At 59.6% G+C, this 25,247-nt stretch carries 30 protein-coding genes; 14 read left to right on the top strand and 16 right to left on the bottom strand.

The window, feature by feature from the left end; translation table 11 throughout:
• Positions 1-81 precede the first annotated feature (81 nt).
• Both E0486_RS09285 and E0486_RS09280 read left to right on the top strand, forming a co-directional pair.
• Positions 82-1,260 (top strand): AI-2E family transporter, encoded by a 1,179-nt coding sequence (locus E0486_RS09285; RefSeq protein ID WP_131851885.1) that lies wholly within the window; start codon positions 82-84, stop codon positions 1,258-1,260.
• Positions 1,261-1,619: 359 nt separating this feature from the next.
• Positions 1,620-2,858 (top strand): aminotransferase class V-fold PLP-dependent enzyme, encoded by a 1,239-nt coding sequence (locus E0486_RS09280; RefSeq protein ID WP_131851884.1) that lies wholly within the window; start codon positions 1,620-1,622, stop codon positions 2,856-2,858.
• Between the two features lie 91 nt (positions 2,859-2,949).
• Here the strand turns inward: E0486_RS09280 and E0486_RS09275 are convergent, their stop codons facing one another.
• Together E0486_RS09275 and E0486_RS09270 are read right to left on the bottom strand one after the other, a co-directional pair.
• The gene (locus tag E0486_RS09275; protein ID WP_131851883.1) at positions 2,950-3,156 is read right to left on the bottom strand and encodes a hypothetical protein; all 207 of its coding nucleotides are present in this window, start codon (positions 3,154-3,156) and stop codon (positions 2,950-2,952) included.
• 43 nt (positions 3,157-3,199) lie between these two features.
• Positions 3,200-3,814: a YgjV family protein gene (locus E0486_RS09270; protein WP_165917264.1), complete on the bottom strand. Its 615-nt coding sequence runs from the start codon at positions 3,812-3,814 to the stop codon at positions 3,200-3,202.
• A gap of 173 nt (positions 3,815-3,987) precedes the next feature.
• Between E0486_RS09270 and E0486_RS09265 the strand changes: the two genes are divergently transcribed.
• A complete protein-coding gene (locus E0486_RS09265) occupies positions 3,988-4,947 on the top strand; it encodes a metallophosphoesterase family protein (RefSeq protein WP_207906228.1) in 960 nt (319 codons plus the stop codon).
• A gap of 129 nt (positions 4,948-5,076) precedes the next feature.
• On the opposite strand, the gene E0486_RS09260 is transcribed toward E0486_RS09265, so the two are convergent.
• The 5 genes from E0486_RS09260 to E0486_RS09240 all read right to left on the bottom strand — a co-directional run bounded on the left by E0486_RS09260 (position 5,077) and on the right by E0486_RS09240 (position 7,757).
• On the bottom strand, positions 5,077-5,526 hold the full coding sequence (locus tag E0486_RS09260; protein ID WP_131851881.1) for an RNA recognition motif domain-containing protein: 450 nt from the start codon (positions 5,524-5,526) through the stop codon (positions 5,077-5,079).
• 141 nt (positions 5,527-5,667) lie between these two features.
• Positions 5,668-6,111 (bottom strand): hypothetical protein, encoded by a 444-nt coding sequence (locus tag E0486_RS09255; RefSeq protein WP_131851880.1) that lies wholly within the window; start codon positions 6,109-6,111, stop codon positions 5,668-5,670.
• Positions 6,112-6,250: 139 nt separating this feature from the next.
• Positions 6,251-6,523: a hypothetical protein gene (locus E0486_RS09250; protein WP_131851879.1), complete on the bottom strand. Its 273-nt coding sequence runs from the start codon at positions 6,521-6,523 to the stop codon at positions 6,251-6,253.
• A 125-nt stretch (positions 6,524-6,648) separates the two neighbouring features.
• Positions 6,649-6,963 carry a CHY zinc finger protein gene (locus E0486_RS09245; RefSeq protein ID WP_131851878.1) on the bottom strand — a complete coding sequence of 105 codons (315 nt, stop codon included), beginning with the start codon at positions 6,961-6,963 and terminating at the stop codon, positions 6,649-6,651.
• 35 nt (positions 6,964-6,998) lie between these two features.
• Positions 6,999-7,757: an SDR family NAD(P)-dependent oxidoreductase gene (locus E0486_RS09240; RefSeq protein ID WP_131851877.1), complete on the bottom strand. Its 759-nt coding sequence runs from the start codon at positions 7,755-7,757 to the stop codon at positions 6,999-7,001.
• Between the two features lie 770 nt (positions 7,758-8,527).
• Between E0486_RS09240 and E0486_RS09235 the strand changes: the two genes are divergently transcribed.
• The 3 genes from E0486_RS09235 to E0486_RS09230 all read left to right on the top strand — a co-directional run bounded on the left by E0486_RS09235 (position 8,528) and on the right by E0486_RS09230 (position 11,572).
• On the top strand, positions 8,528-10,030 hold the full coding sequence (locus tag E0486_RS09235) for a malate:quinone oxidoreductase (protein WP_131851876.1): 1,503 nt from the start codon (positions 8,528-8,530) through the stop codon (positions 10,028-10,030).
• Between the two features lie 68 nt (positions 10,031-10,098).
• Positions 10,099-10,248 carry a hypothetical protein gene (locus tag E0486_RS18825; protein WP_165917263.1) on the top strand — a complete coding sequence of 50 codons (150 nt, stop codon included), beginning with the start codon at positions 10,099-10,101 and terminating at the stop codon, positions 10,246-10,248.
• A gap of 52 nt (positions 10,249-10,300) precedes the next feature.
• Entirely contained in the window at positions 10,301-11,572 is a 1,272-nt protein-coding gene (locus tag E0486_RS09230; protein ID WP_131851875.1) for a glycerophosphodiester phosphodiesterase, read from the top strand.
• A gap of 63 nt (positions 11,573-11,635) precedes the next feature.
• Here the strand turns inward: E0486_RS09230 and E0486_RS09225 are convergent, their stop codons facing one another.
• Positions 11,636-12,229, bottom strand: coding sequence for a carboxymuconolactone decarboxylase family protein (locus tag E0486_RS09225; protein WP_131851874.1), 594 nt, complete (start codon positions 12,227-12,229; stop codon positions 11,636-11,638).
• 129 nt (positions 12,230-12,358) lie between these two features.
• Positions 12,359-12,913, bottom strand: a complete 555-nt coding sequence (locus tag E0486_RS09220; protein ID WP_131851873.1) for a peroxiredoxin — start codon at positions 12,911-12,913, stop codon at positions 12,359-12,361.
• 134 nt (positions 12,914-13,047) lie between these two features.
• Here E0486_RS09220 and E0486_RS09215 point away from each other — a divergent pair, with 134 nt between their 5' ends.
• Positions 13,048-14,148: an AI-2E family transporter gene (locus tag E0486_RS09215; protein ID WP_131851872.1), complete on the top strand. Its 1,101-nt coding sequence runs from the start codon at positions 13,048-13,050 to the stop codon at positions 14,146-14,148.
• 219 nt (positions 14,149-14,367) lie between these two features.
• Positions 14,368-14,961, top strand: coding sequence for a YMGG-like glycine zipper-containing protein (locus E0486_RS09210; RefSeq protein ID WP_207906226.1), 594 nt, complete (start codon positions 14,368-14,370; stop codon positions 14,959-14,961).
• A gap of 125 nt (positions 14,962-15,086) precedes the next feature.
• Here E0486_RS09210 and E0486_RS09205 read toward each other — a convergent pair whose 3' ends face one another.
• Positions 15,087-15,374 carry a hypothetical protein gene (locus tag E0486_RS09205; RefSeq protein WP_131851871.1) on the bottom strand — a complete coding sequence of 96 codons (288 nt, stop codon included), beginning with the start codon at positions 15,372-15,374 and terminating at the stop codon, positions 15,087-15,089.
• A gap of 280 nt (positions 15,375-15,654) precedes the next feature.
• Here E0486_RS09205 and E0486_RS09200 point away from each other — a divergent pair, with 280 nt between their 5' ends.
• A complete protein-coding gene (locus E0486_RS09200) occupies positions 15,655-16,521 on the top strand; it encodes a DUF4349 domain-containing protein (protein ID WP_131851870.1) in 867 nt (288 codons plus the stop codon).
• Positions 16,522-16,641: 120 nt separating this feature from the next.
• The gene (locus tag E0486_RS09195) at positions 16,642-17,037 is read left to right on the top strand and encodes a response regulator (protein ID WP_131851869.1); all 396 of its coding nucleotides are present in this window, start codon (positions 16,642-16,644) and stop codon (positions 17,035-17,037) included.
• A 165-nt stretch (positions 17,038-17,202) separates the two neighbouring features.
• Here the strand turns inward: E0486_RS09195 and E0486_RS09190 are convergent, their stop codons facing one another.
• Positions 17,203-17,733 (bottom strand): PepSY-like domain-containing protein, encoded by a 531-nt coding sequence (locus tag E0486_RS09190; RefSeq protein ID WP_131851868.1) that lies wholly within the window; start codon positions 17,731-17,733, stop codon positions 17,203-17,205.
• 86 nt (positions 17,734-17,819) lie between these two features.
• Here E0486_RS09190 and E0486_RS09185 point away from each other — a divergent pair, with 86 nt between their 5' ends.
• Complete coding sequence (locus E0486_RS09185; protein ID WP_207906225.1) at positions 17,820-18,500, top strand: DUF1345 domain-containing protein; 681 nt, start codon at positions 17,820-17,822, stop codon at positions 18,498-18,500.
• On the opposite strand, the gene E0486_RS09180 is transcribed toward E0486_RS09185, so the two are convergent.
• The gene (locus E0486_RS09180) at positions 18,497-18,913 is read right to left on the bottom strand and encodes a VOC family protein (RefSeq protein WP_131851867.1); all 417 of its coding nucleotides are present in this window, start codon (positions 18,911-18,913) and stop codon (positions 18,497-18,499) included. The two genes, E0486_RS09185 and E0486_RS09180, sit on opposite strands and share 4 nt — an antisense overlap.
• 65 nt (positions 18,914-18,978) lie before the next feature.
• Positions 18,979-19,389, bottom strand: a complete 411-nt coding sequence (locus tag E0486_RS09175) for a helix-turn-helix domain-containing protein (protein ID WP_131851866.1) — start codon at positions 19,387-19,389, stop codon at positions 18,979-18,981.
• Positions 19,390-19,625: 236 nt separating this feature from the next.
• Between E0486_RS09175 and E0486_RS09170 the strand changes: the two genes are divergently transcribed.
• Positions 19,626-20,012, top strand: coding sequence for a GxxExxY protein (locus tag E0486_RS09170; protein WP_131851865.1), 387 nt, complete (start codon positions 19,626-19,628; stop codon positions 20,010-20,012).
• A 141-nt stretch (positions 20,013-20,153) separates the two neighbouring features.
• Here E0486_RS09170 and E0486_RS09165 read toward each other — a convergent pair whose 3' ends face one another.
• The 3 genes from E0486_RS09165 to E0486_RS09155 form a co-directional block, all read right to left on the bottom strand.
• A complete protein-coding gene (locus tag E0486_RS09165) occupies positions 20,154-20,690 on the bottom strand; it encodes a hypothetical protein (RefSeq protein ID WP_131851864.1) in 537 nt (178 codons plus the stop codon).
• Positions 20,691-20,771: 81 nt separating this feature from the next.
• The gene (locus E0486_RS09160; RefSeq protein ID WP_131851863.1) at positions 20,772-21,362 is read right to left on the bottom strand and encodes a hypothetical protein; all 591 of its coding nucleotides are present in this window, start codon (positions 21,360-21,362) and stop codon (positions 20,772-20,774) included.
• A 229-nt stretch (positions 21,363-21,591) separates the two neighbouring features.
• Entirely contained in the window at positions 21,592-22,308 is a 717-nt protein-coding gene (locus tag E0486_RS09155; RefSeq protein WP_131851862.1) for a hypothetical protein, read from the bottom strand.
• Between the two features lie 374 nt (positions 22,309-22,682).
• Between E0486_RS09155 and E0486_RS09150 the strand changes: the two genes are divergently transcribed.
• Together E0486_RS09150 and tnpA are read left to right on the top strand one after the other, a co-directional pair.
• Positions 22,683-23,426, top strand: coding sequence for a DUF6261 family protein (locus E0486_RS09150; RefSeq protein WP_131851861.1), 744 nt, complete (start codon positions 22,683-22,685; stop codon positions 23,424-23,426).
• Positions 23,427-24,057: 631 nt separating this feature from the next.
• On the top strand, positions 24,058-24,516 hold the full coding sequence (gene tnpA / locus E0486_RS09145; RefSeq protein ID WP_131851860.1) for an IS200/IS605 family transposase: 459 nt from the start codon (positions 24,058-24,060) through the stop codon (positions 24,514-24,516).
• The last annotated feature ends 731 nt before the right edge of the window (positions 24,517-25,247 follow it).

Here is a 25,247-nt window from a genome sequence, read left to right as displayed (position 1 = left end):
GTTGTTTTGGCCGAACAGAGGCAATCGGCGTGCCACCACCCCGGCTGCTGGTCCGGTTTTATCTTCGGTAAAACAATGCGCATGCCCCTGACCGTTCGCCGGGCCCTGGAACTGATGGGTCTTTATTTCCTTGGTTTGATCATCGTCAGCGGCCGCGACATCCTTTCGCCCATCCTGATGGCCTTTTTTCTCTCCATCATGCTCCTGCCCATCTACCGCTTCCTGCGGGGCAAAAAGCTCCCGGAGACTTTGGCCATCGGCCTGGCGCTGCTGTCGCTGATCCTGGTAGCGGCGGGGCTGATCTGGTTCTTCTCCTCGCAGGTCAGCGGCCTTGTGTCCGACTTCCCCACCATCCGGCAAAACGTGCGGCTGCACCTCGGCTCGCTCAGTCACTGGATCGAAACGCGCTTTCATTATTCCACCCAGAAGCAAACGGCCTTTATCGACCAGCAAAACGACAAGCTCATGAACTGGGTGTCGGGGCTGGCGGGCGGCGCCGCCTCGTCCATCACGGGGATCTTCATTTTCGTGGGCCTGCTGCCGATCTACATCTTCCTCATGCTGTTCTACAAAAACCTGCTGTTGCGTTTCGTGTTCCTCTGGTTCCCGGTGCCGACGCACCACAAGGTGGAAGAGGCGCTGCGCGAGTCGGAAGTGATCATCAAGAGCTACCTGGTAGGCCTCGCCATCCAGATCACGTATATCACGATCCTGCTGGGCGGCATCCTCATGGTCATCGGCATCAAGCACGCGATCCTGATCGGGGTCATCTTCGCCTTTCTCAACCTTATTCCCTACGTGGGAGCGCTTATCGGCAATATCATCGGGGTGCTCATTACGCTGGCCTCCTCGCATGACCTCTGGCCCATCTTCGCCGTGCTGGGCACCATCGCCTTTGTGCAGTTTCTCGACAACAACATCCTGATGCCGCGCATCGTGGGCTCCAAGGTCAAGATCAACGCGCTGGCCACCATCGTGGGTGTGGTGGTGGGCGGCGCCCTTGCCGGCGTATCGGGGATGTTCCTGTCGCTGCCGATGATCGCCGTGCTCAAGATCATTTTCGACCGCAGCGAAACGCTGCGCCAGTGGGGCGTGCTGCTGGGCGATGAGCGCCCGCGCCAGAGCCCGATGCGCTTCCCCATCCTCCGCAGAAAATCGAAAAAGGTGCAGGAAGAACTGCAGCGCGAGAACGATGTGGAGTCGCCGGAAGAAGACGTGGACAAAGACAAGGAAGCCGGCAAAAAGGAAGAAGGCAGCTAAGCCGGAAGCCTGGCCGGCATTTATATTCTGCCCGCAAACTGCACCGCTAACCTTTGGGGCAACACCGTGTTGTTTCAAAGTTTGCATAGGATGGTCAAGGAGTACATCACCTGCGTGGAAGACGACGCGGAGGACATTCTGCTGCTCCGACCCGGGCGGGCTTCTTTTTGCGGCCGCCTACCACACCGACCCCATCGCGAAGCCCTACGACTATGCAGGCCTGCGTCTATCGGTACGCCTCCTTGCTTACGCCGTCGGTGCCAAGCCGCTCGGTAATCGAAGCCCGGTGGCGGCCGGCCGGAGCGGCACACCGGTTTGACGTGCACGGTTTTTGAGCCATTGCTGCGAAACAGCCCCCTATGGAACCGGAAAAGGAAACGTATGGACTGGACATTGAGAAGATCCGTGGCGGCATCCCGATGCTGGGGCGCCACGTGCACGGCAAACCGCTGGTATACCTCGACAGCGCGGCCAGCACCCACAAGCCGCAGGTGGTGATCGACCGCATCCGCGATTTTTATACGAAAGAATATGCGAAGCCCGACGAGGAGCATTACTTCAGCAAGCAAAGCACGGAACTGAAGGAAGCGGCCCGAAAAAAGATGGCGCGCTTTCTCAAGGCTTCCTCCGAAAAGGAGATCGTTTTCACCAAGGGCTGCACCGAGGGGGTCAACATCGTGGCCAACGGGCTCGCGCAGGCGGGGCTCGAGGCCGGCGACGAGATCATTGTGTCGCAGCTGGAGCACCACGCCAACATCGTGCCCTGGCTTATGGCGGGCCAGCTCACCGGCGCGGTAGTGAAGGTGGCGCCCATCACGGCCAGGGGCGAACTGGATTTGGACGCGCTGGAAGGGCTCATCAACGAGCGCACGCGCGTCATCAGCGTGGCGCACTCCTCGCACGTGCTGGGAACGATCTTCCCGATCAAGGAGATCGCTGCGTTGGCGCACCGCCGCGACATAGCCCTGGTGGTGGATGGCGCACAGGCTGCACCGCATATGCCCGTAGATCTACGGGAGCTCGATTGCGACTTCTATACGCTGTCCTGCCACAAGATGGGCTCGCCAACGGGTGTGGGTGTGCTTTATGGCAAGGCGGAATGGCTGGATCGCATAGCGCCGCTCGTTGGTGGTGGCGAGATGACCACGCAGGTGAGCTTCGATGCCTGCACTTACGCCGAGGCACCCATGAAGTTCGAAGGCGGCACCCAATCATTTGCCGACATCATCGCCACGGGCACGCTCATCGACTACCTCAACGAACTCGATCGGCACAAAACTTCGAAGTATGAACAAGCGCTCTTGCGCTACGCCACGAAAAAGCTCGAGGCGATCGACCGGCTGGTCATCCACGGTACGGCGAAGGAAAAGGAGCCGCTTATTTCTTTCGGGTTGCCCGGCCTGGATGTAAAAAAGCTCGAGAAATTCCTCGACAAGGAAGGCATCGCCATCTGTGCCGGCGAGCTGACCGCGCAGCCGCTGATGCAACACCTGGGCGTAACCGGTCTTGCCCGCGTGTCGTTCGCCTTTTACAATACCTATGCGGAGATCGACCAGACGGCAGATGCGATCCGGGCGTTTATTAAACAGGGTTCTTAAGGAAAGAGACGCACCGGGTGCGTCTCTTCGGTTCCGAACCTTCGTTTGCTTTTAAAGCTTCTTATTGGCCGAAGGCAGACCCCTAAAAACTTTAAGAACTTTCAGAACCTGCCGCCCTTTCTGCACTTTCCGGCCGGGGGCGGCTGGCATCCTCTGCGGAACGCGGGTGCCGCTCCTGCTGGGAGGTTTGGGGTTGCTGCTCGGCTTCCTCGCTCGGGTTGTGGGTATTGACGGAGGCGAAGCCCGGTGCGGGCGACTGCTCGTTGTTGCGCGCGGTTTCGAATTGCTTGTCGCTCATGATCTTTTTCCAACCATACCGAAAACGCTGTGCCAGCTACGCGTCAGGAGAGGTGCTTGACGTATTTGCTGCCTTCCTGCACAAAGCCCATGCGGCGGAGAAACTGCGCGTGGCCGCTATGGGCCACTTCGTTGTACACGATGCGGCGCACGTTCTGGCGCTGCAAAAAGTTGCGGCCCTTGTCGAACAGGAAAGTGCCGACCTTGAAATCGCGGTACTTCGGCACGGTGTAGTTGAGGCGCACGGTGAGTGTGCCGCCGTCTTCCACCGAAGCGGCAAACACGTTGGCGATGGCCATATCGCGAAGTACGAAGAAGCGGAGGTTCTCCTCGCCCGTGTTATGGTAGGCGGGAAAATAGTGGGCAATGTCCTTCCCGTAGAAATCCAGGAACTTCTGCACCAGCGGGTCGCCGGCTGAGTAGGGGATGAGGTCAAAATCTTCCTCGGCGCGGTAGCGGTATACCTTGATGAGGTGATACACGTTGATCACCAGCAGGATCGTGTTGGTCAGGATCACGGGGAAAGCGCCGAAGAGCGCACCGTATATAATGAAGCTCAGGCAGCCGAGCGTGTTGAACCAGCGGAACTGGAGGTCGTTGCTCACGAGCAGCGACAGGGCCAGGAAAAGGGTAGCGAGGTAGCCGACAAGGGCGGTCATAGCGATTGTTTTGGGGGGTGCAAAAGTAGGCGGCTTCGCCAAGGGCGCAAAATGGTACTGCATTTGCCTTCTGTGAGAAGCCTGTTAAAAAAGCGTCAGGAAGGATGTTAAAGGGAAGCCCGGCCGCAGGCCGGCCGGTACGGATCGGGTATTTTTAAAGGCCAATCACACCTATGATCCGAATCGCCGCCGTCCTTACCCTGCTTGCCGCCAGCCTTACAGGCCCTGCAAATGCACAGTCCATGCCCTCAAACAACGACAGCACCGAGATTGCCTTCGCCAGCGACACGCAGGCGCCGATGTTCGTGGAAACGCTTTGGCTCAAGGCCAATAACAACCGAACAGCTACGCGCCTCCTTTTTTCCGACGTGGCGCGCCGCCGCCCGCAGGCCCTGTTCCTGCTCGGCGATGTAGTAAACCTCGGCTACAGCAATGCGCAATGGCGGCCGATGGACCGCTACCTTACCAGCCTCCGCGACCGCGGTGTACCCGTGCACGCCATCCTCGGCAACCACGAAGTGATGGGCCGCGCCGCCGCCGGCGAGCGTAAGTTCCAGCAGCGCTTTCCCGAGCACGTGCGCACCGGCTACGTGCAGGTGGTCGACTCGGTGGCCGTGGTGCTGCTCAATTCCAATTTCAAAGCGATGACGGCCAACGAAGACTCCGTGCAGCAGCGTTGGTATACCGACGCCCTGCAGGCGCTCCAGGACGACCCTTCGGTGCAGTACATCGTCGTAAGCTGCCATCATTCGCCGTACACCAACAGCAAGATCGTGGGTGTAAGCCATGCTGTGCAGCAACGCTTTGTGCCGGCCTTCCTGAAAACGTCGAAGTGCCGCCTGTTCCTGTCGGGGCACTCGCACAACTACGAACACTTCCACGTTGGTGGTAAAGACTTTATGGTCATCGGCGGCGGCGGCGGGCTGCACCAGCCCCTGCGCGCCGGCACCGAAGACCTTTCCGATGTGGCCACGGATTACAAGCCGCAGTTTCACTACCTAACTGTCAAGCGCGCCAAGGATCACCTCGTGGTGACGTCGCACCAGCTTACGGGCGACTTCAGCACCTTCGAGGACGGTCGCACCGTGGCGATCCGGCACGAGGAGGAGAAGGTGCTCGTGGTAAGCAAGTAGGAAGTCGGAAGCTGGAGCCTCCGGATACATGAATCGTCGATACCAGCAAATAAAAAGAACGGATGCCAAAGGCATCCGTTCTTTTTATTTTAGGCGTCAGCGTTCACCGCTGATGGCTCACGCTTCACCTTAGTAGCGGTTTCCACCACTACCACCATAGTTGCCGCCACCGCCACCGCGATTGCCACCACCACCGTAGCCGCCGCCACCGCCGCGGTTTCCACCGCCGCCGCCGTAGTTGCCGCCACCGCCGCCATAGCCACCACCGCCACCGGGGCGATAAGGGCGCTGGCCACCGCCGCCGCCATAGCCGCCACCGCCACCAGGGCCGCCGGGACCACGGTCTTCGGCTTTCTTCACGATCAATTGCTTTTTGCCGAAGGCAATATCTTTCAGGTGCTCGATCGCGTCGAGACCGTCCTGTTCGTTTTGCATTTCCACGAAACCAAAGCCGCGGCTCTTCCCGGTTTCTTTATCGATCGCCACCTTCGCGGAATTGAGGGGGCCGAATTTTTCGAAGATCTCTGTCAGCTCCGCATCATCCATGTCATACGGCAGGCCTGCTACAAAAAGTTTCATACTGTGACGATTGTATTGGGTTGGAAAGTAAATCTACACAAACTTACCGGCTGCACGCGATATTTTCCGCGCCGGGCGGGGATTTTATCCCAAAAGCAAAGCCCTGCGTCCAGGCAGGGCTTTGCGGAAAGAGCTTGTTGGTTACAGCGAAACGCTGGCGTGGTAGCGGGCCCACCGGCGGCCCTGGACCGACCGCAGCACCACTTTGCCGTCGGCGCTTTGCAGCGTTGCGTAGTAAACGCGGCCTTTTTCAGACTCCACCACGAAGAGGTCGCTGATCCAGCGGGTGCCGAGCGCTTCCTGAAGTGCGTTGCGCAGGGCCTGCGGCAGGGCGGCCGGCGATACCAGGCGGGTGAGGGCCACCAGGGTGCCTTCGGCGTTGAAGTAGGCGTTCGACACGAGGCCATCGAGGCTGAAGCGTACCCGGTAAAGTCCGTCGAGCTCGCTCCACTGGGCGTCGCGGGCTGCGGCGAAGCGGCTTTCGAAGGCAGCTTCCACAGCCGGGTTGTCGATCACCGGGCTGGCGTGTAACTGGTTGAAAAACAGGCTGCTGATAAAGCTGAGGGCGATGAAGAACGTTTTCATGACTATCTATTTTTGTGTGTCGTAATTGTGATTGACTACACAAAGATGGCATCGCCTAAGGTACTATGCAATACAAAGTAGTACAAGACGCCTAATAGTCAGGATGAACGGCACAAAACGCCCCCTGAACTGCAATACCCTAGCGACGGAAGTTGGCAATGGGACCTTCTTCCACGCGGGTGGACGTGATCTCGCGGGTGTCGCGCCACGTAGAAAGTGCAACGGAAGCCAGCAGGCACAGTCCGCCCAGCAGCAGCAGGCCGAGCACAAGGCCGTTTTGCGGCTCACCATAAACCGTCTGGCGATTGCCCTCGGTAATTACAACACGCTCGGCGGTGGAGCGGTAAATGGCGTAGCCGATTGAAGCCAGGGATACGATGAGGAGAATGGGAATCCAGGAACGCTTATCCATAACCGTTTTTTCGGGGGACGTTGCAAAACCGATACCACAGCAGAAAGTCGGAAGCCGGAAGTGGGAAGTCGGAAATAGCTTTAACGCTTGCTTCGCACTTCCCACTTCGCACTTCCGGCTTTGAATTAGACTTCGAAATACAGGTGATTGTGGTTTCGACAGCCGGGGTTGAACGCGGCGCCACAGGAAGGGCAGGCATAGGCACTGTCGAAATATTCCCGGATCGTCAGCTCGTGGCGGCATACGCCGCACAAAACGGCGCGCATGCTCCATTCGGCTTCGGGCCAACGTTGCACCGGGTGGCCGGCCGTTTCTTCATGGCAATGGATACAGGGATAATAATCGCCGCAGCATTTGAACCGGATGGCAATCACATCCATTGGCGAATGGTAATGGACGCAGCGCGTCTGCGCATCAACCGGTTTTCCTTTGACTTCCATCGGGGCGAATATACTGCGGCTAGCGTTGCTCCTGGTTACACATTGATCCCGCCACTCACTTCGATGCGCTGGCCGTTCACCCATTTTGCGTCATCGGTACACAGGAAGGCCACCACGCCGCCGATGTCGTCGGCTCCGCCCACGCGGCCCAGCGGCGTCATCGAGGCCAGCCGCTCTTTCAGCTGCGGGTTGTTGCGGATCGCCGCCCCGTTGAAGTCGGTTTCGATCGGGCCCGGCGCCACTACGTTGGCACGGATGCCCCTGGCCCCGAGCTCTTTGGCCAGGTAGCGGGTGAACACTTCGATGGCACCCTTCATCGACGCATACACCGAGTAGCCGGGGTTGACGAAGCGCGTGGTGCCGGTGGAAATGTTGATGATGCCGCCGCCGTCGGCGAGTTGCGGCAACAGCGCCTGTGTGAGGAAGAAAACCCCTTTGTAGTGCACGTTGAGGAATTCATCGAACACCGCTTCGGTAACCGTGCCGAAGGGATGGTTGCCGCCCATGCCCGCGTTGTTGACGAGGAAGTCGATGCGGTCGACGCCCCAGGCCGAAAGGGCTTGCTGCAGCTTCGCTGCGAAACCCGCTGCCGCACCGCCCACGGAAAGGTCGAGCGGAAGGGCGATGGCACGGCGGCCAAGCGCTTCTACCTGGCGCACCGTTTCTTCGGCGGCGCCCTGCTCGCTGCGGTAGGTGAGCACCACGTCGAGCCCCTTGCCGGCAATGGCAAGCGCCATGTCTTTGCCTAGTCCGCGGCTGCCGCCGGTAACCAGGGCTACTTTTGTTTTATTCATAGCTGAAAAGTTTTCAGGCACAAATCTAAACCAGTGCACGTTCCACAAATAAAGCCTCCCCGCTCCCCATCCCACGTGCCGCTGCGGAGCTTGTCCCTATCCACGTCCCTATACTTGTCCGTATCTATCCATGGAGATACGTCGTATAGAATATGTCGCCCGGCTGTGTGCGCCCATTACCCGGTTCGTTAAGCACGGCGGTGGTTTACAGGACTTCATGCGACCTACTTCACAGAGTGGACTTATATACATGTCATTGCTACTAAGTATTTCATAGTAAAGCCGTGTTGGGTTTGCACGTAGGCTATCCGCCGGCAGCTGAGTTGGAAGCGCTTGCGCGGCAAAATGATGGGAGCCGTCGACGCCCGAAAAGGGGCTTCTGCCTATGATCCGGGGGGGCAGGTCTAATGTGCGGCCCGATCGCTATCCAGCTGACGTACTTTTACATTGTCCTACGGAAAACGCCTACATCCAATAGCCCTTTTAACCGACCTGTCCGACCCTTTTGACCGAACCGTCCAGTATCCTGAAGACCACCGACCTAGAGAACCTGACCGTCCGTTTTTTATCAAGCCTGTGTCTACCGGCCAACCCTGTGAAAACCAATCTTTAGAACGTACCCTTTTACAAGCCGAATTCCACCAACCTTAGCGCCGCAGGCGCTTTTTTTATGCCGCAAAATAAGGTCTGCTTTCGCCACTGCTCTTCCATTACCCCTCATCGCATTCTCCCATTGCTTCACTGGCATGTCTTTTTAGCCGACACCGGTTATGAAGGAAACGACCACTGATATCGTGCTCATCGGTGCCGGCATCATGAGTGCCACGCTGGGTGCCCTGCTAAAGCAGTTGGATCCCGGCTACCGCATCGAGATCTTCGAGCGCCTTGAAGCTGCCGCGGCGGAAAGCTCCGACGCCTGGAACAATGCCGGCACGGGTCACTCGGCATTCTGCGAGCTCAACTACACACCCGAGCGTGCCGACGGCTCCATCGATATCAGTAAGGCGGTGAAGATCGCCGAGTCGTTCGAAGTGTCGAAGCAGTTCTGGGCATACCTCGTGGAGCAGGGCGTTGTGACGTTTCCCGACAAGTTCATCCATCCCATTCCGCATATGAGTTTTGTGTGGGGCGGGAAAAACGTGCAGTACCTGAAGAAGCGGCATGCTGCCCTGCAGGAGTGCCACCTCTTTCGCGGGATGCAATACAGCGAGGACCGCGCGCGCATCACACAGTGGGCGCCGCTGGTGATGCAGGACCGTAGTTCTACGGACCCGGTTGCGGCCACGAAGATGGACCTCGGCACCGATGTCAACTTCGGTGCCCTGACGCGTTGCCTTTTCGAGTGCCTGCAGAAGAACGAAGACGTGCACCTGCATTTCAACCACGAAGTGCTCGACCTCGACCAGCGTGACGGCTACTGGCATGTACGCGTGAAAGACGAGGCTACCGGCGACAAACGCAGCATCCGCGCGCCTTTCGTGTTCATCGGCGCCGGCGGCGGATCGCTGCCCCTGCTGCTCAAATCGGGTATCCCGGAAGGCCTGGGCTTTGGCGGCTTCCCTGTAAGCGGGCAGTGGTTGCGCTGCACCAACGAGGGGGTGATCCGCGCGCACGAAGCCAAGGTGTATGGCCTGGCCGCCGTGGGCTCGCCGCCGATGTCGGTGCCGCACCTCGACACCCGTTGGATCAAGGGTAAGCGCGAGCTGCTCTTCGGGCCTTATGCGGGCTTCACCACGCGCTTTCTCAAACACGGCTCCGTACTTGACCTGTTCCGCTCTATCAAATTCAGCAACCTGCGTCCCATGATGGCTGCGGGGATGCACAACCTGCCGCTGACGAAATACCTGATCGACCAGGTGCGGCTCACGCCGGAGGCAAGGCTCGAGGCGCTGCGGGAATATTATCCCGGGGCGCGCGCGGAAGACTGGGAGCTGGCCATCGCCGGCTACCGCGTGCAGGTGATCAAGAAAGACGAAGAGGAAGGCGGCGTGCTGGAGTTCGGTACCGAGGTGGTGTCTGCCGCCGACGGCTCCATCGCGGCACTGCTTGGTGCATCGCCCGGCGCTTCCACCGCAGTGTCGATCATGCTCGACTTGCTACAGCGTTGCTTTCCGCAGCGGCTCGCCTCGGAAGAATGGCAGCAAAAACTGCGTAGGCTTGTGCCCAGCTACGGACGCTCGTTGGGGAAAGATGCCGCCCTTTGCCAGGAGATACGCGCCTATACCGGACGTGTGCTCGGCATCCCGCAGGCCGCGCCGGCAGCGGCTTCCTGATTTTTGGCACGTTTTTTCTAACCATTTCTGCATCAAACGTTACCTGTAAAATTTAGTGAGACATGGAAATGCAGAAACATTCCGGCGACGAAAAACGCAAACGCAAACCACTTCAGAAAGCAACGCTCGTTTACTCCGTTAAGACCGGTCAGCACCAATGCGGCACGTATGCCCGCGAAGCACAAATGAACACGCACAACATCTGGAAGCGCGCCTGAGCGTGACCGTTATACGAGCCGCCCCGGCTCGCTTTTTGCCCCAACACTTTACATGATTCCTTTCCTGCTCCTGGCAGGCGGTGTGGCCGCCTGGATCGCTTATAAGGCCCGGCATGTGCCGGTACCCCGCCGACGATGGCGCCGCTTCCGTGCGCCCGGCACCCGCGACCTCGACGCACCGGCCTGCCAGGCCCTGGAAGGCATCTACCGCATCACCGCTGGCTCCGACTTCTTCGGCGAAACCGCCGTGCTGAAGTGGACCTATACGCGCAACGGCGACACGGTGCAACAGCACCTGTCTTTCTTTTGCGCGCAGGACGGCGCCTACCTCGTATGCACTGCACGCGCCGACGCCAACGCCACCCTGCTGCACGGCTACTGGCGCAAGCTGTCGGCCTCGGGCACCGGAACGGTACGCCTGGAGCAACGCGGCAAGCGCTGGGTGGGATTTTATGGAAAGCGCAACCAGCGCCCCGGCCACCTTTTCTCGCTGGAGCGCACCGGCCCGCTGCCGGCATCCGATACCTTTCAAATTATCGCCCACCGCGGCGGGGCCCGCAACGTCGACTTCCTGCCCGTTTCGGAAAACTCGCTGGCGATGCTGCTGATGGCCGCGCGCCTCGGCGCTACCGGTGTGGAAATCGACGTTCGGTGGACGAAAGACGATGTGCCCGTGCTGGCGCATGATTCCTTCCTCGCCTTCGACTCCGTACACAACGCGCTCTTCAAAGGCTTTATCGGGGATCACACCTTCGCCGAGTTGCGGCACATCCGCCTGCGCAAGGGCGGCCAGGTACCGTCGCTGCGCGAGGCGCTCGAGGCCGTGCTGTACCGCACGCCGCTGCAAGTGGTGTGGCTCGACATCAAGGAGCCGCACGACCTGGCGGTGGTGTACGACCTGCAGCAGGAATTCCTGCGTGAAGCCGCGCGCATCGGGCGTAAGCTCGAGGTTTTCATCGGTATACCTGATAAGGACATCCGCGCGAAGTTTGAAGCGCTGCCCGATCCTGTATCGATCCCTTCTCTTTGTGAGCTTGATCCGGAAGTTGCCGAATCGCTGCAGGCGAACGTGTGGGCGCCGCAATACACGGGCGGACCTCAGCCCGACGCGGTGGCCACGCAGCAGGCACAGGGGCGGCGCGTATTCGTATGGTCGCTCGACAGCCCGCTGATGATCCGCTACTACCTGGGGCGCAGTCCATTCGACGGCCTCGTTACCAACGCCGCCCCGGTGGTGGCTCATTGGTGGTATACGGAAGGATTTCAGAGCATGAATCTCGAGGTTCCACCGGCGATCGACAATCACGAAGCCGCAATAGAATAGCTCAAAAAATAAAGAGGCACCACCCGGTGGAGCCTCTTTATTGCCAATCAGCGATAGCCGAGCCTACAGCAGTACCACCAGGCTTTTCACCACGGCAGACAGGCGCACGGCATCGTGGATGCGGATCTTCTCCGTACCGTGGCCGACCAGCGCTTTTTCGTGCGAGGTGACGCACAGCTCACAACCGTTGAGGGCGCTCACGGCCAGGCTGATCAGCTCGAACAGCTCTTTACCCAGCACCGGCGATGCCATGATGCTCATGCGGATCCCTGCGGGTGCCTTGTCGTAAAACTCGTCGTGCAGGTAGTGGCGAAAGCGGTAGTACACATTATTGGTGTTCATGAGGCTGGTGCAGGCAAGCACTTCGGCCACTTCGGCCTCGGTGGCGCCTGCTGCCCGTGCACGGGTGCGGAAGGCATTTTGCAGACCTTCATGCCCCTCGTTGACGGCAACGGCCAGCCCGATCAGGCTCGCGTCTTTGGCGCCAAGCGTTTCGGCGCCCAGGGCGGTCTGCAGATTCATCTTCAGGTCGCGGAGGTAGCGGCTGCCCGTGTCGGTGAGTGCCTGCAAACGCGGCGACAGCACGGGTTCCAGGCCGAGGTCGGTCAGCAACTGCACTGCGGTATTATCGGTAGCGGTGTTATTCCCAAACAACATAAAAAGTGATTTCAGATGTATGATTTTGAGATTCAGATACCAGATCCATGATTTCGTACTTGTACTTGGGCGCAATCTGAAATCACAGATCTGAGATCTGAAATGAAAAAGCGCCCGCAGGCGCTTTTTTTACGCATTCAGCGTGGCTTCACCCTTCTGCCAGTTGCAGGGGCAGAGCTCGTCGGTCTGTAGGGCGTCGAGTACACGCAGTACTTCTTTCACATTACGGCCTACGTTCAGGTCGTAGAGCGATACCCAGCGGATGATGCCCTGGGGGTCTACGATGAAGGTGGCGCGGTAGGCGATCTTTTCTTCGGCTTCCAGGATGCCGAGCTCGGTAGCGAGCGACTTCGACGTGTCGGCCAGCATGGGAAACTGGAGGCCGCGCAGGTCTTCGTGGTCGCGGCGCCAGGCGGCGTGTACGAACTCGCTGTCGGTGGAAGCACCTACCAGCACGGTGTCGCGGTCGGTAAAGTCCTGGTAAGCTTTATTGAATTCGGCGATCTCGGTGGGGCATACGAAGGTGAAATCCTTCGGCCACCAGAACATCACCATCCACTTGCCGGAATTGCGGATTTCTTCGTAGGTGAGGTCGTAAAATTCTTTTCCTTTCTCGATCGATACAACGGCTTTCTTCTTGAAATCGGGGAACTGGGCGCCCAGGGACAGGGTTACATTCTTCATAGTTACTTTGTTTTCGCGGGGCAAAGGTGCGACAGAAGGAGCAAGGTTCCAATAGTGACACGGTAGATATTTTCGATAGAAGTATAGACAAAACCGAAACGGTGGGCTGGCACCAGTTTTTTAGCCCTGCGGTTATGACTACCGAACGTCCGCTCCTCCGGACCGTCCTTGTTTTTGCCGTTCTCATAGGCGCCGTGGTGATCCTCTACTATGCCCGTCCCTTCCTGGTGCCGCTCACCTTTGCCGCTCTTTTCGCCATGCTGCTGCTGCCGGCCGCCCAGTGGCTGGAACGCAAGGGCTGGAAGCGCGGCTGGGCTTCACTGGGCGGTCTCCTGCTGGGCTTGCTCATCGTAGCTGCTATCGTGTCGCTCATCATCTGGCAGGTGTCGGGCTTTGCTGACGATGCCAGTAAGATGGAGCAGCAGCTGATGCGCCAGTTCGACCGCCTGCGGCAGCAGATCACGGCGCGCTTCGGGCTGTCGCAGCAGGAGCAACAGCAGCTCGTGCAATCGCAGAAGGCGCAGACGCCGGGCAAGATCAGTGGTTTTCTCACCGGCCTGCTCAGTGGTACGGCCACCTTCCTCACCAGCACGATCCTCGTATTCGTATACGTGTTCCTGTTCCTGTACCTCCGCAACCGCCTGCGCCGCTTCCTGCTGCGCCTGATTCCTGCCGGCAGCAAGAGCACGGCCGATGACACCCTGGTGAGCATCCAGAAGGTCGCGCGGCGCTACCTCGGCGGACTTTCGCTGATGATCCTTTGCCTGTGGGTGTTCTACAGCATCGGCTTTTCGATCGTGGGGGTAAAGAACCCGTTCTTCTTCGCCATCCTTTGCGGCTTGCTGGAGATCATTCCTTTCGTGGGCAACCTCACCGGCACGGCGCTGACGGCGGGTATGGCGCTCGCGCAGGGGGGCGGCACGGGCCTGCTCATCGGGATCCTGGTTACGTACGGCACCGTGCAGTTCCTGCAGACGTACATCCTGGAGCCGCTCGTGGTGGGTGCCGGCGTCAGTATCAACCCGCTCTTTACCATTGCAGGGATCGTGGCCGGAGAGCTCCTGTGGGGCATCCCCGGCATGGTGCTCGCCATCCCGCTCATCGGGATGTTCAAGATCGTGTGCGACCACGTGGATGCGCTCGAGCCGTATGGCTACCTGATGGGGCAGGACAAAAGCGAAGGCGGCCTCGGCGACAAGCTGAAGAAGTGGCTGCCGATCGGGAAGAAGTCGTGAGGCGTGAGGCGTCAGGCGTCAAAGGCCGCCGGTTTTTCTCGCGCCGCACGCCGCACGCTTCACGCCTCACGCCTCACGCTTCACGCCTCACGCCTCACGCCCCACGTTTTCACGTTGATTAACCTAATCCTTTCATAAAGCCCGGCCTTATGCAGTTCTTTAACAGCCGCCGGCACGGTTTCCGCTTTCAGGGGGTCGAACACTGTAAAAACAAACCGTATGAAAAAATTTGTACTCTTCCTGTCCGCTGCCTCGATGCTGGTTGCCTGTAACAACGCACCCGATGCGGCCACAACCGCAGCAACGCCTGCCGTGAACCCGATCGATACCGCCGGCCTCGCCGCTTACAATGCCTCGAAAGCCATCGTGTCCGAATTGCCCGTACAACCCGAAGCGCCTGTCGCAGCAGCCCCCGCGGTTGCCAAGGCCGCCGCTCCGAAAGTGCGCACCGTAACCCGCTACCGTTACGTGAACGTTCCCAAGAGCACGCCGAAGCCGCAACCCGCGCCGGCTCCTTCTTCGGAACCCGTAGCTACGAGCGATAACGGTGCCGGTACCTCGGTGGGCACCGACGCCGGCTCGGCTTCTTCCGAATCGAGCAGCACGGCCCAGGCCCCTGCCAAGAAAGGCATCAGCAAAGCCGCTAAAGGCGCCGTGATCGGTGGCGTAGTCGGTGCCGCCGCCGGTGCCGTCATCAACAAGAAAAACCGGGCAATGGGTGCCGTGATCGGTGGTATCATCGGAGCCGCCGGTGGTTATGGCGTAGGCCGGGCCGGTGACAAAAAAGACGGTCGCATCCCGGTGATGCAGTAAGCAGAAGGTAAAACACTTGCATAGACGAAAGGCGCACTACGGTGCGTCTTTCTTTTTCTTCAGGTCGCTTGTCGGTTACTCCAGGTAACGGTTCCCCTTGCCGCGGTCTGGCAGGGACCGTAGAATTACGGGTTGGGTAAGCCGCGCTCCGGGGCCGTGCGGTGGAGGTGCTGGCTGACGGCGGTGCGTAATGCGGTTTCCAGTTCGTTGTAGCCCGGGCGCGGTGCCGCAGTGGGCTGGCGGCTGGCGTTGCTGAGCCGGAAATTCAGCTCGCCGTCGGGCACGATATGACGGAGGCTGCTGTCGAGGATCTGGGCTACCACACTGTGGTCGTTGCCTACCTGGCGCACGGTGATGATGGCCGAGTGAACAAAACTCCGGTAGGTGAAATCAAGGTTGAAGACCTGAGCCATAAGGTTGCAGTTTGAAGCAAAGTAGGCATTGGCTCCGGAATCGTCCCTAATTTATTTTCCAGAAAAGCGAAATAAAAGGCCGGGCGGTAAGGGGCAGTCCTCTTGTGGAAAACGGCGCTGCCCGGGCTCAAACAAAAGCACGGCAACAAGGGCCTGCTCCCGCCTGCTTTTTCAGGCGGGTGCCCGGGGTAACCCGCCGGTTTGCAGATTTCGGAAACATTTAGCGCCGCTTTGCGAGGTTACTTTCCGGGGTCAAAAAGGATCAAGGCTAAAGAACTGTATGAAGCCCATTGCCCTCGCCGCCGCCTGCGCCCTTTTGCTGGTGGCCTGCCAGTCTAACGACCACGGAGAACCGCAGTACCGCGGTAACACCACTGCCGACAGCACCGGGTATGCCGGTGCGGGCGCCGCCGAGCCGCCCGGTTCCAAACTCGTGAAGACGGCGGCGCTGGAGCTGCAGGTGGGCGATGTGCAAAGCGGCGCCCGCGCGCTGACCGTACTGGCGAAAGACATGGGCGGCGCCCTGCGCCAGCAGCACCTGTCGGCCAACGAAGGCGCTACCCGCCGGCTGAAGCAGAGCAACGACTCGGTGCTCCTGCTGCATGCCCTGGAGCCTTCGGCGTCGCTCACGTTGCGCGTGCCGGCCGAGCGGCTCGATGAATTCCTGTTCGCGGCGGCGCAGGTGGCGGCCTTCGTGCGGGGGAGCGACTTCGACGTGGACGACCGCACGCTCGATTACGTGTCGGCCCAATGGCGCGCCGACGCCCGGCGCCGGCTGCTCGAAAACCCGGCCACGTCGCGGAAGGTGACCGCCACTACTTCGGCCCTGGAGGTGCGCGACGAAGAGATCGGCCAGCGCCTGGAGGGCCGCAGCATCGACGAGGCCGTGCGCTACAGCATCGTGCGCGTGGAGCTGGCGCAACCGCCCCTCCTGCGCCGCGAGGTGATCGTAAACAGCGACCTGGATAGTTATACGCCCCCCTTCGGGAGCCGCCTTGCCGACGCCCTCGCCCGAGGTTGGGGATGGTTCGCCGGTTTGCTGGTCGCCGGGGCACATTTGTGGGTGTTCCTCCTCGTTGGGACCCTTCTGTGGATCGCCTGGCGACGTTGGGGAAAAACGGGAATCCGCGTCCAGCCTGCAAAGTAGAGCTCGGGGGAGTTTGGAACGATTTTAGGGTATATAGCGTTGAGGTAAAGCCGCCACACTGACCTGCTTTACTGCTTATTCACCACAAACCCCGAAAACGCAACCTAAAAACCTTCCATCATGGCAATCAACCACCCCGAAGCCCCCGCGCGTAAAGTATTAATCGTAGAAGACGAAGGCGATATGTGCCTGCTGCTGAACATCATGCTCGCCGGCAAAGACATGGAGCTCGAACACGTAAAAGGATTGGTGGCCGCCGAGGAATTCCTCCAGCGCGAAACGCCCGCCCTCGTGCTGCTCGACAACAAGCTCCCCGACGGTTATGGCCTCGACTTCATTCCCTACCTGAAAAAGAATCATCCCTCGGTGAAGATCATCATGATCTCGGGTTACGACGGTGCCGCCAAAGACGCCGCCCTCGAATGCGGTGCCGACATCTACCTGGAAAAGCCCTTTACGAAGGCGCAACTGTTCCAGTCGCTGATGGACCTCCTCAACGAGAAAGAGCCCGCCTGACCCTTTACCGGAATAACGATTGTACCCTGAAGACGCAGCCGACGCTGCGTCTTTTGCTTTTACCAACGACCACCCCGTTCGCCGGGCAAGACGCGCGTCATCCGCATGCGCACCACAAAAAGCCCCGACCGTTTCGTCGGGGCTTTCCGATGGAATCATCCGGGCTTATTCCACCTTGTCTTTACGTTTCAAAACGGTGCCGTTTTCGTCCATGAGGAGTTTCAGCTTGCCTTCGTAGTTGCGCAGCTTGAGCTCGTAGGCGGCGTTGCCTTTCCACTGCTCGCGCTGTACCGACTCGATGGTGTAGCCGCTGAAGTTTTGCTGGATGGCGGTGCTGATGCCCGCGGGCAACACGCCGAGGTTGGTGACGGCGTAAGCGCTGCCGATCCAGTTGCCGGCGTTATCGTACCAGGCATAGTAGCGGTTGCCATACTGGTCGAAGGTGACCATATAGTCGTTGCCGGTGAGCGTGGGCCAGCCGGCAAGGTCCCAGTCGAGGGGCGAGGCGGTCGCGTCGTAGGCCGACCAATGGATGTTGGTGGCGCCGGGAAATTGCGTGGCGAAGTTGCTGCCCACTACACTCGGCACGCCATAGGCGGCGTTGTTGGTGCTGCTGCTCATCGTGGTAGTGCGGCTGGCGCCGCAGGAGGCCAGCAGCATCACGGCGGCTGCCAGGCTCAACAGGTGTGTTTTCATTTGTTTGATTTGTGGTTAGCAATACCACTTAGCGGCAAAGAGGCTGCCAAGAAAAACGATACCTTCCGGCTGTTAAACTTTTTTGGATGTCCCTGTTTCGAATGGTGAACGCGGTGCCGCGGGCGGTGCGGCTGCTGCTGGCCCTCGTCCCCGCCGGCCTGTTTTTCGGGCTGCTGCGCTGGCAACACTACACGGTTGGCGGCGCCTTCCTGCCTTCCTGGAGCCTTTTTGCCGGGGTGATCCTGGCCTTCTCGTGGCTGACCATCCTCAGCAACAATCCCCGGGATGCTGCCCTGGTGGCCCGGGAGCAGGACATCAGCCGCCTCCTCAGCTTCCTGTTCATCGTCGGAGCGGCGTTCTTCAGCCTCTTTGCCATCCTGGCGCTGCTGCAGGAGCTGCCCACCATCAGCAAGCGCGGCCTTACCCTGCATATCTGGATGGCGGTGGTGGCAGTCACTGCCTCCTGGCTGCTCATTCATACCCTTTTTACGCTGCGGTATGCCCACCTTTACTACCGGCCGGACTCCTGCGTAACGCAGCACAACGGGGGCGTCGGGCTGCAGTTCCCGAACGACCAGCACCCCGACCTGCTCGACTTTGCCTACTTCTCCTTTGTGCTGGGTATGACTTACCAGGTGAGCGACGTGTCGATCACCAGCCGGCACATCCGCCGCCTCGTGCTGCTGCACAGCCTGCTGTCCTTCATCTACAACACGGTGATCGTGGCGTTCACCATCAACATCGTCTACGGCATCATCAGCCGTTAGTCCTTTTTCTTTTCGCCCAGCGAAAACCAGTTGCCCGAGTCGTCGACGAAGAGGGCTTCGTAGCCGTAGAACTCGCGCGTGGGCGGCTTTTTAAACACGACGCCTTTCGCGGCCAGCTCTTCGTAGGTGGCCTGCAGGTCGTCGCACTCGAACACCCCGAAGCCAAAGGTGCCGGCCTGCACCAGCGCGCGCATCTTTTCGGCGGCGCCGTCTTTGAACAGCATCCCGTCGACGATCGGCATCAGCGACAGCTCCAGTTCGGGCTGCTGCGGCGGCGTAACGGTGAGCCAGCGTGCGCCGGGACCCATCGGGGCGTCGGTGTGTACGTTGAAGCCGAGTTTGTTGACGTAGAAGTCGTAGGCGCTTTCCTGGTCGAGCACGAAGATGGAAACGTGGTTGAGGCGGGTAATCATGCTGTGTGTTTTAGTACGGCAAAGTAGCGGCGGAACGCGCGCATTTTCTTCTTCAAAATTGCGGTTTACACCCAGCCCTTTTGCGCGGCGAAGCAATGCGGCACAAAGCGCAGGGGCTCTTCGCGCAGCAACCGGCGCCGCTGCAGCTGCAGGCGCCGGTACTGGCCCGGGGTCTGGCGGTGGTGGCGCCGGAAGAGGCTGCTGAACGACGTGATGGAATCGAAGCCCACGGCCAGCATCGCATCGGTAACAGCGCAGCCCTGTTGCAGCAGCTTGCGGGCTTCTTTCATCCGCACGTGCACGAGGTATTGGTGCGGCGTGAGGCGGTAGATGCTTTTGAAAAGGCGTATGAAATGAAACCGGGAGAAGTGGGCCTCGTCGGCGATGAGCGACAGGTTCAGCGCCTCGGCGTAGTGCGCGTCGATGAACAGCTTGGCCTTGACGATGCGGGCGTAATGATGGGCATGCGGCGTCATAAGCAAAGGTAGGCCGGGTGGGGAGCGCGCGCGTAGTTTCTTAACGCAGAGGAGCAGAGCGATTCACGGCGGGCACAGAGGCAGGTTCTTTACCAACAGTTATGTTGGCAGCCTGAACGATCTGAAACTACGTGCTGATCGAGGCCACGAGAGACGCCTTGCAGGCGGAGGAAAAAAACAGGAATCCCTGTTGATTTTCACATGGATGTTTTTCCGAACGACGTGAGGTTTGCCGGATGGACAAAGAAGAATTGAACCGTATCGGTGCTGCCGTGTTGGATGCGGCTATTTATGTGCACCGGACGCTTGGCCCGGGGCTCCTGGAATCGGCTTACAAGAAAGCGATGGCGATCACGTTACGCAGGCGCGGCTTCCGTGTGCAGGTGGAGGCGCCGGTGCGTTTTGTTTTTGATGGCGAAGATCTGGGTGAGATTTTCAACGTGGATCTGCTTGTCAATGAGTCAGTCATCGTCGAATTGAAGTCCGTCCGGGAATTGGTGCCCGTCAATGAATCCCAACTCCTCACCTACCTCAAACTGGCCGATAAAAAGCTGGCCTACCTGATCAACTTCAATGTTCCGCTCCTGAAGCAAGGCTTCCATCGCTATGTCCGCAACTGGTAGCGCCTTCCTCCGCCTGTAAGGCGTCTCTCGTAGCCTCGTGCAGAAAACGGATCAAGACCTGTCGCGCAATCCGTATAGTCGCTGGTAGCGACCTCGCCTCTGTGCCCGCCGTGAATCGCTCTGCTTCTCTGCGTTAAAACATCAATCCCCCAACGCCCTTCGGAATCCCTCCCGGAACACCGCCTGCTGCCCGCTGCCGGGGTAGGGCAGGCGCTCAGGCGCCACGCGGTAGCCGGCGCTTGTCAGGGGCGTGTAGCAGGTATCGTACACCGACGCTTTGATGAGAATGAGTTGCGTGTCGAAGGACGCATAGCGCCGCAGCCCGGCAAGGAGCCGTTCGAGCAATACCGCGTCGCTGTCGGTGGTCAGCGAGGCCGGCAGGGGGTAGAAGTTCCAGAGCCAGAAGCCGTCGCTTTGAAAGCGTTGCAGGAGGTCGGTCTTGCCCTCGGTGGGACGCTTGGCTTTGAGGTAAGCTTCCTTCTGCCGCGGGTAGAGCACGCCCATGATCTCGAGAAAGAGGGAGTCCTGCCGCTTCACGTCTTCGTAATAGAAGAAGCGCTCCAGGTTTTCGGGCGGCGCCTCGGCAAGCAGGATCGTGCGCAACTGTGCCGGCCGGTAGCGGTGGCGCGCCCCTTCGTAAAGGTCGCGGAGGAAAACGAGGTCCTCGTGGTGGTGCATAGAGGTAAGGTAGGGAGATGCGGGTCAGGAGGGGAGATCAAATGAGTACATGAATACATGAGTACATGAGGGGAGAGGGGGTTAGCCGGCGACTCGGATGCGCCGGAGCTGCAGGCGATTGCCCTGGATGTCGAAGTAGTAGAGCACGCTGAACTCGGTGGTCACTTCCTCCTCCGCTTCGGTGACCGACTCGGAATACAGGTTCAGTAGCAGGATGTTGTCTTCCACTCGTGTATACATCCGGTAGCGGGTATCGCCTTCGGTGATGAACGGGGTTTCGTAGCGGCCGCTGCGGTATAGGGTATCGCTTTTCACCTTCAGCAGCGTTTTGATAAAGCCCGGGGCGAAGAGCTGGTCGAAGTAGCGGTCGAAGTGGGCGGCGGTAAAGGGCCGGGCGCCGTTGATGCCGGTTGCGGTGGCCTTTTCCAGTTCGGCCACGTACCACACGTCGTTTTCCACCGTATCCATCGGCAGCGGCACAAAGGCGCGCGCGGCGGTCTTGTCATGTCGGTACACCGCGTCGCGGAAGGCGCGGAACGCAGGCAGCCAGCTCGTATCGGTGGGGGAAGTTGCGGCAGCAGCCGTTGCGGCGACCGATTGCCGGGGCTGGCTGTCGTTGCTGCTGCAGGCAGCAATCAGAAAAAGGGGGAGCAGAAGGAACAGGCGGGGCATGAGTGAAAATACAGAGAACGAGAGAACGAGAGAACGAGAGAATGAGAGAACAAGAGAACGAGAGAACGAGATGAGCGGCAGGGCATGTTGGCTTTCCTCCGCCCGGGCCTCCGCGCCATAGGCTTCGGCCGGGGGCGCGCAGGATCTGCCCCCAGCCTCGAAATAAAAGTCGCTTATCCGGCCGTTAATCTTGTCTGAGTGTTCGATGGTAAAGAAAGCTTTACTGGTCCTACTTCTTCGTGGAAGTTTTGTCGCAGGGTTGGACCAGGCCGGCGTGGCGCAGGGCGGGCAGGTAAAATGCTTCGCGCAGGGTGGTGTCGCGCCATTGCCGACTCGTTGTTTCGTAAATGTCGATCGAGCCGTCCTTTTGCACCGTCGGGTAAAACGACAGGTTTTCGCCGGGTCGATCGTAGCCGAGAAGCAGGTTAAGCCCTTTGCCATCGATGAGGCGGTACTCGTTGGTATAGTTGGGCGGGCATTGCAACTGCCGGCTGCGTAGCCGGTAACCTTCGCTTAACTCGGTAAAGCCCGGATCTGTGACGAGCTGAACGCAGTCCGGCGGCGGAACACCCAATAGCGGTTGCAGTAGCACTTCGTGGCCCTTGGCACGAACTGCCGCCAATTGTTCCGGGAAGAGCTGTACGTGGCGCAACGTATCGATGTCGTCGGCAAACTCATACCGGAACACCCGCAGCGAGTCGGCGTCGAGCCGCCAGCCCAGGTGGCCGTGCTCGTCTTGCCAGCCGATACGGGCGCGGAATGAGGTCGTATCAGTGAGGTACAGGGTATAACCGTCGCCCCAGACGCCGGCGCAAAACGTGTGGTAACGCTCCACGTACAGTCCGTGCGCGAGGCTGTCGCGCGACAGGCGTTCACAGCAATCGGTGTTGCCCGGACCGAGGCAAGAAGCGAGAAAAAGTGGGAGCAGAAGGAACAGGCGGGGCATGGGTGAAAATACAGAGAAGGAGAGAACAAGAGAACGAGAGAACGAGAGAACGAGAGAACGAGAGAATGAGAGAACGAGATGAGCGGCAGGGCATGTTGGCTTTCCTCCGCCTGTAAGGCGCCTCCCGCAGCCTCGATCAGAAACGACATTCCTGCCTGTACTACTGCCTAAGTGTCTGTTGGTAACTGGAAGGCCTCTGCGTCCTCTGCAGCCTGCCCCGCCAGCGGCGGGGAAAACGCGCCGCGCCCTCTGCGAGAAACCTTCCCACCGTCCCTGCCGCCCTCACTGCAACGGCGCTGCGAAAAGAAGGGCTCCGGGATTTGCGGTTGTGCTCCGTTCCGTCGTACCTTAATAGGAACCAAACCCTTAGTCATATGCGATCGCATGCTTTACACTTAACCCCCCTCAGCAACGAGGAATTCATCCAGTTTTTCGAGCAGCTGCTGGCCAGCATCGACAACAGCGACGCCGCACTGCCGGCGGCCCTGGAGAGCGCCCAGGCGGGTGCCGCCCGGATCCACGGCGAGATCAAGGCCCTCTTCCGCCGCGACCGCGCGCCGCGCCACACCGCCCGCATGGTGGCCGCCGACGGCCGCCGCCACGACCTCGTGCTGGGCCTGCAGGAACTCTGCGAAGGCAACCTCTATCACCCCGATGAGGACCTCCGCGAGCACGCCGCCGTGCTGGACCGCCGCCTCGAGGCCTATGGCCCGCGGCACATCAGCAAAAGCTACCGCAGCGAAACCGCCCTCGTGGCCGCCCTCGTGCGCGACCTCCGCGAAGACCGCGCCTGCGCGGCCGCTGTAGCTGCCCTCGGCCTGGGCGCCTGGGTCAATGCCCTCGATGCCGCCAACCTCCACTTCGACAACACCTTCATGGAGCGCGCCGGCCTCGATGCCGACCTCGACCTGCCCTACACCATGATCGAAAAGCGCGACGAGCTGCGGCTCGCCTACGAAAACCTGCTTCACAAACTCGACGGCTTCTACCATACCGCCGAAGGCGCCGAGCCCTGGAAGCGCCTGGTGCGCATGGTGGACATTCTCACGCAGGAGTACCGCGAGATCGTGCACGAAAGAAAGGGCGCGAAGGTGTTGGAGGGCGCGGGGAGTTTGTAGTTTGTAGTTTATAGTTTGTAGTTGCGCGATGCGCGATAAAAAAGGCCGCTGTGGAAACAGGGGCTTTTTTGTTGGGGGCAAGGGAATAAGCGGGTAGGGTTGCTTGTTTCCGTTTTGCGCAAAAAATAGGTAACTGCGTGGTTGTCAGGGGGAAGCGTATGGCCCTTATGGTACGTGCGTATGGCCATTCAGTAACGTGCATACGGGCTTTATGTAACGCGCGTACGGGCTTTATGTAACGCGCGGGTGGGTTTTATGTAACGCGCGGGTGGGCTTTATGTATCGCGCGGGTGGGCTTTATGTATCGCGTGGGTGACCTTTATGCAACGCGAGTATGGGCTTCAGGTAACGTGCGGGTGGCCTTACTGCAACGCGTGGGTGGCCTTTCAGGTGCGTGCGGGTGCCTTTCCGGAACGTGCGGGTGTACTTTATGCAGCGCGCGGGCAGGCAATCGGGTACGTGCGTACGGGCACTACGGAGCGTTCGGGCGCCTACTCAGCGGCATGCGTCTGGGTAATCGGGTTGGCTGTAGGTGGTTGGTGGAAAAAACAGCTGTTTCCCGGCAGGAAAAAAGCAAGCTGCAACGGTGAAAAACACAGGGTGATTCCGGATAGGAACGGGACTTTCGGGTATGTCGTCTTATACCCAATTACACGTGCACCTGATCACGGCGGTGAAGTACCGCCGGGCGCTCCTACTCCCGCCCTGGCGCGACGAGATGCTGCGTTACCAGACCGGCCATCTTCAAAACAAAAAGCAGAAAGTGCTGGCCATCAACGCGATGCCCGATCACCTCCATATTCTGATCGGCAAGCATCCATCCACAGCCGAAAGCAACCTGATGCGCGACCTCAAAAGCGATACGTCGGAATGGATCAACAAGCGAGGTTTTACGGAGGTGCCCTTTCACTGGCAGGATGGCTATGCCGCGTTTGCCTGCACGAAGAACATTCTGCCCACGGTGATCGCTTATATCCGCAACCAGGAAGCGCATCATCGCAAGATGAAGTTCCGCGAGGAAATTATCGGGATGCTGACCGAGCGGGATATTCCGTTTGATTCGCAGTATCTCTTTCATGATCCGATGTAAGCAGCGCGGCCCACCCTACGTCTTCTTCACTTAAGGGGACGGAGAGCTTTGGAACTGCGCCGCGAAGCGGCGCTATCCTTCGACTGCGCTCAGGATGACAAGGTAGCCGGGAGGCGCAGCCTCCCGGGAAACGGATGGGGGAAGCAATGCGCCGCGAAGCGGTGCTATCCCGGTAGCCGGCTGGCGCAGCCTGCCGGAACGGGAATGGATGGAGCAACGCCCCGAAAGAGCCTGCCCCGCGATAAGCGGGGGCGCCATCTTTATTACGGGGTCCGAAGGGCCCCGGTGCGAAGCTGCCGGTGGGATCGGTGTTGCTGGAACGGTTTCGGATGCGTCATCCGGCCGCCCGGCTGCGCCGGACGTAATCAAGATGGCGCCCCTTCGGGGCGCAGTGTTTGTTCTAACAACGTAAACCGGCGGGCTTTGCCCGCCGGCTATCAGGATGGCACCGCTTCGCGGCGCGGCATCTGTGAACGCCTTCTTTTCCGGCAGGTTGCGCTCGCCGCCTGGCGCATCAGTGATCTTTACATCAGAATCCTCCGTCTTTCGCGTTCAAAAAGGAGGTTTCTAAGCAAAAGGGACAACCCATATAAAAGACCAATCAATAAAGCTATTTCAGAAGTTTTCCTAACGACACGATCCATTTCTTTTTCCTTAGCCGCCATTTTGGTGAATTTTAATCCGCAGGCGGGGAAGCGATATTCCTTATGAAATATATATTATCACAGTAG

Origin of the sequence: Flaviaesturariibacter aridisoli, assembly GCF_004343705.1 — a bacterium.
Lineage (GTDB): Bacteria > Bacteroidota > Bacteroidia > Chitinophagales > Chitinophagaceae > Flavisolibacter > Flavisolibacter aridisoli.
This window is presented reverse-complemented; position numbering and strand designations above follow the sequence as displayed.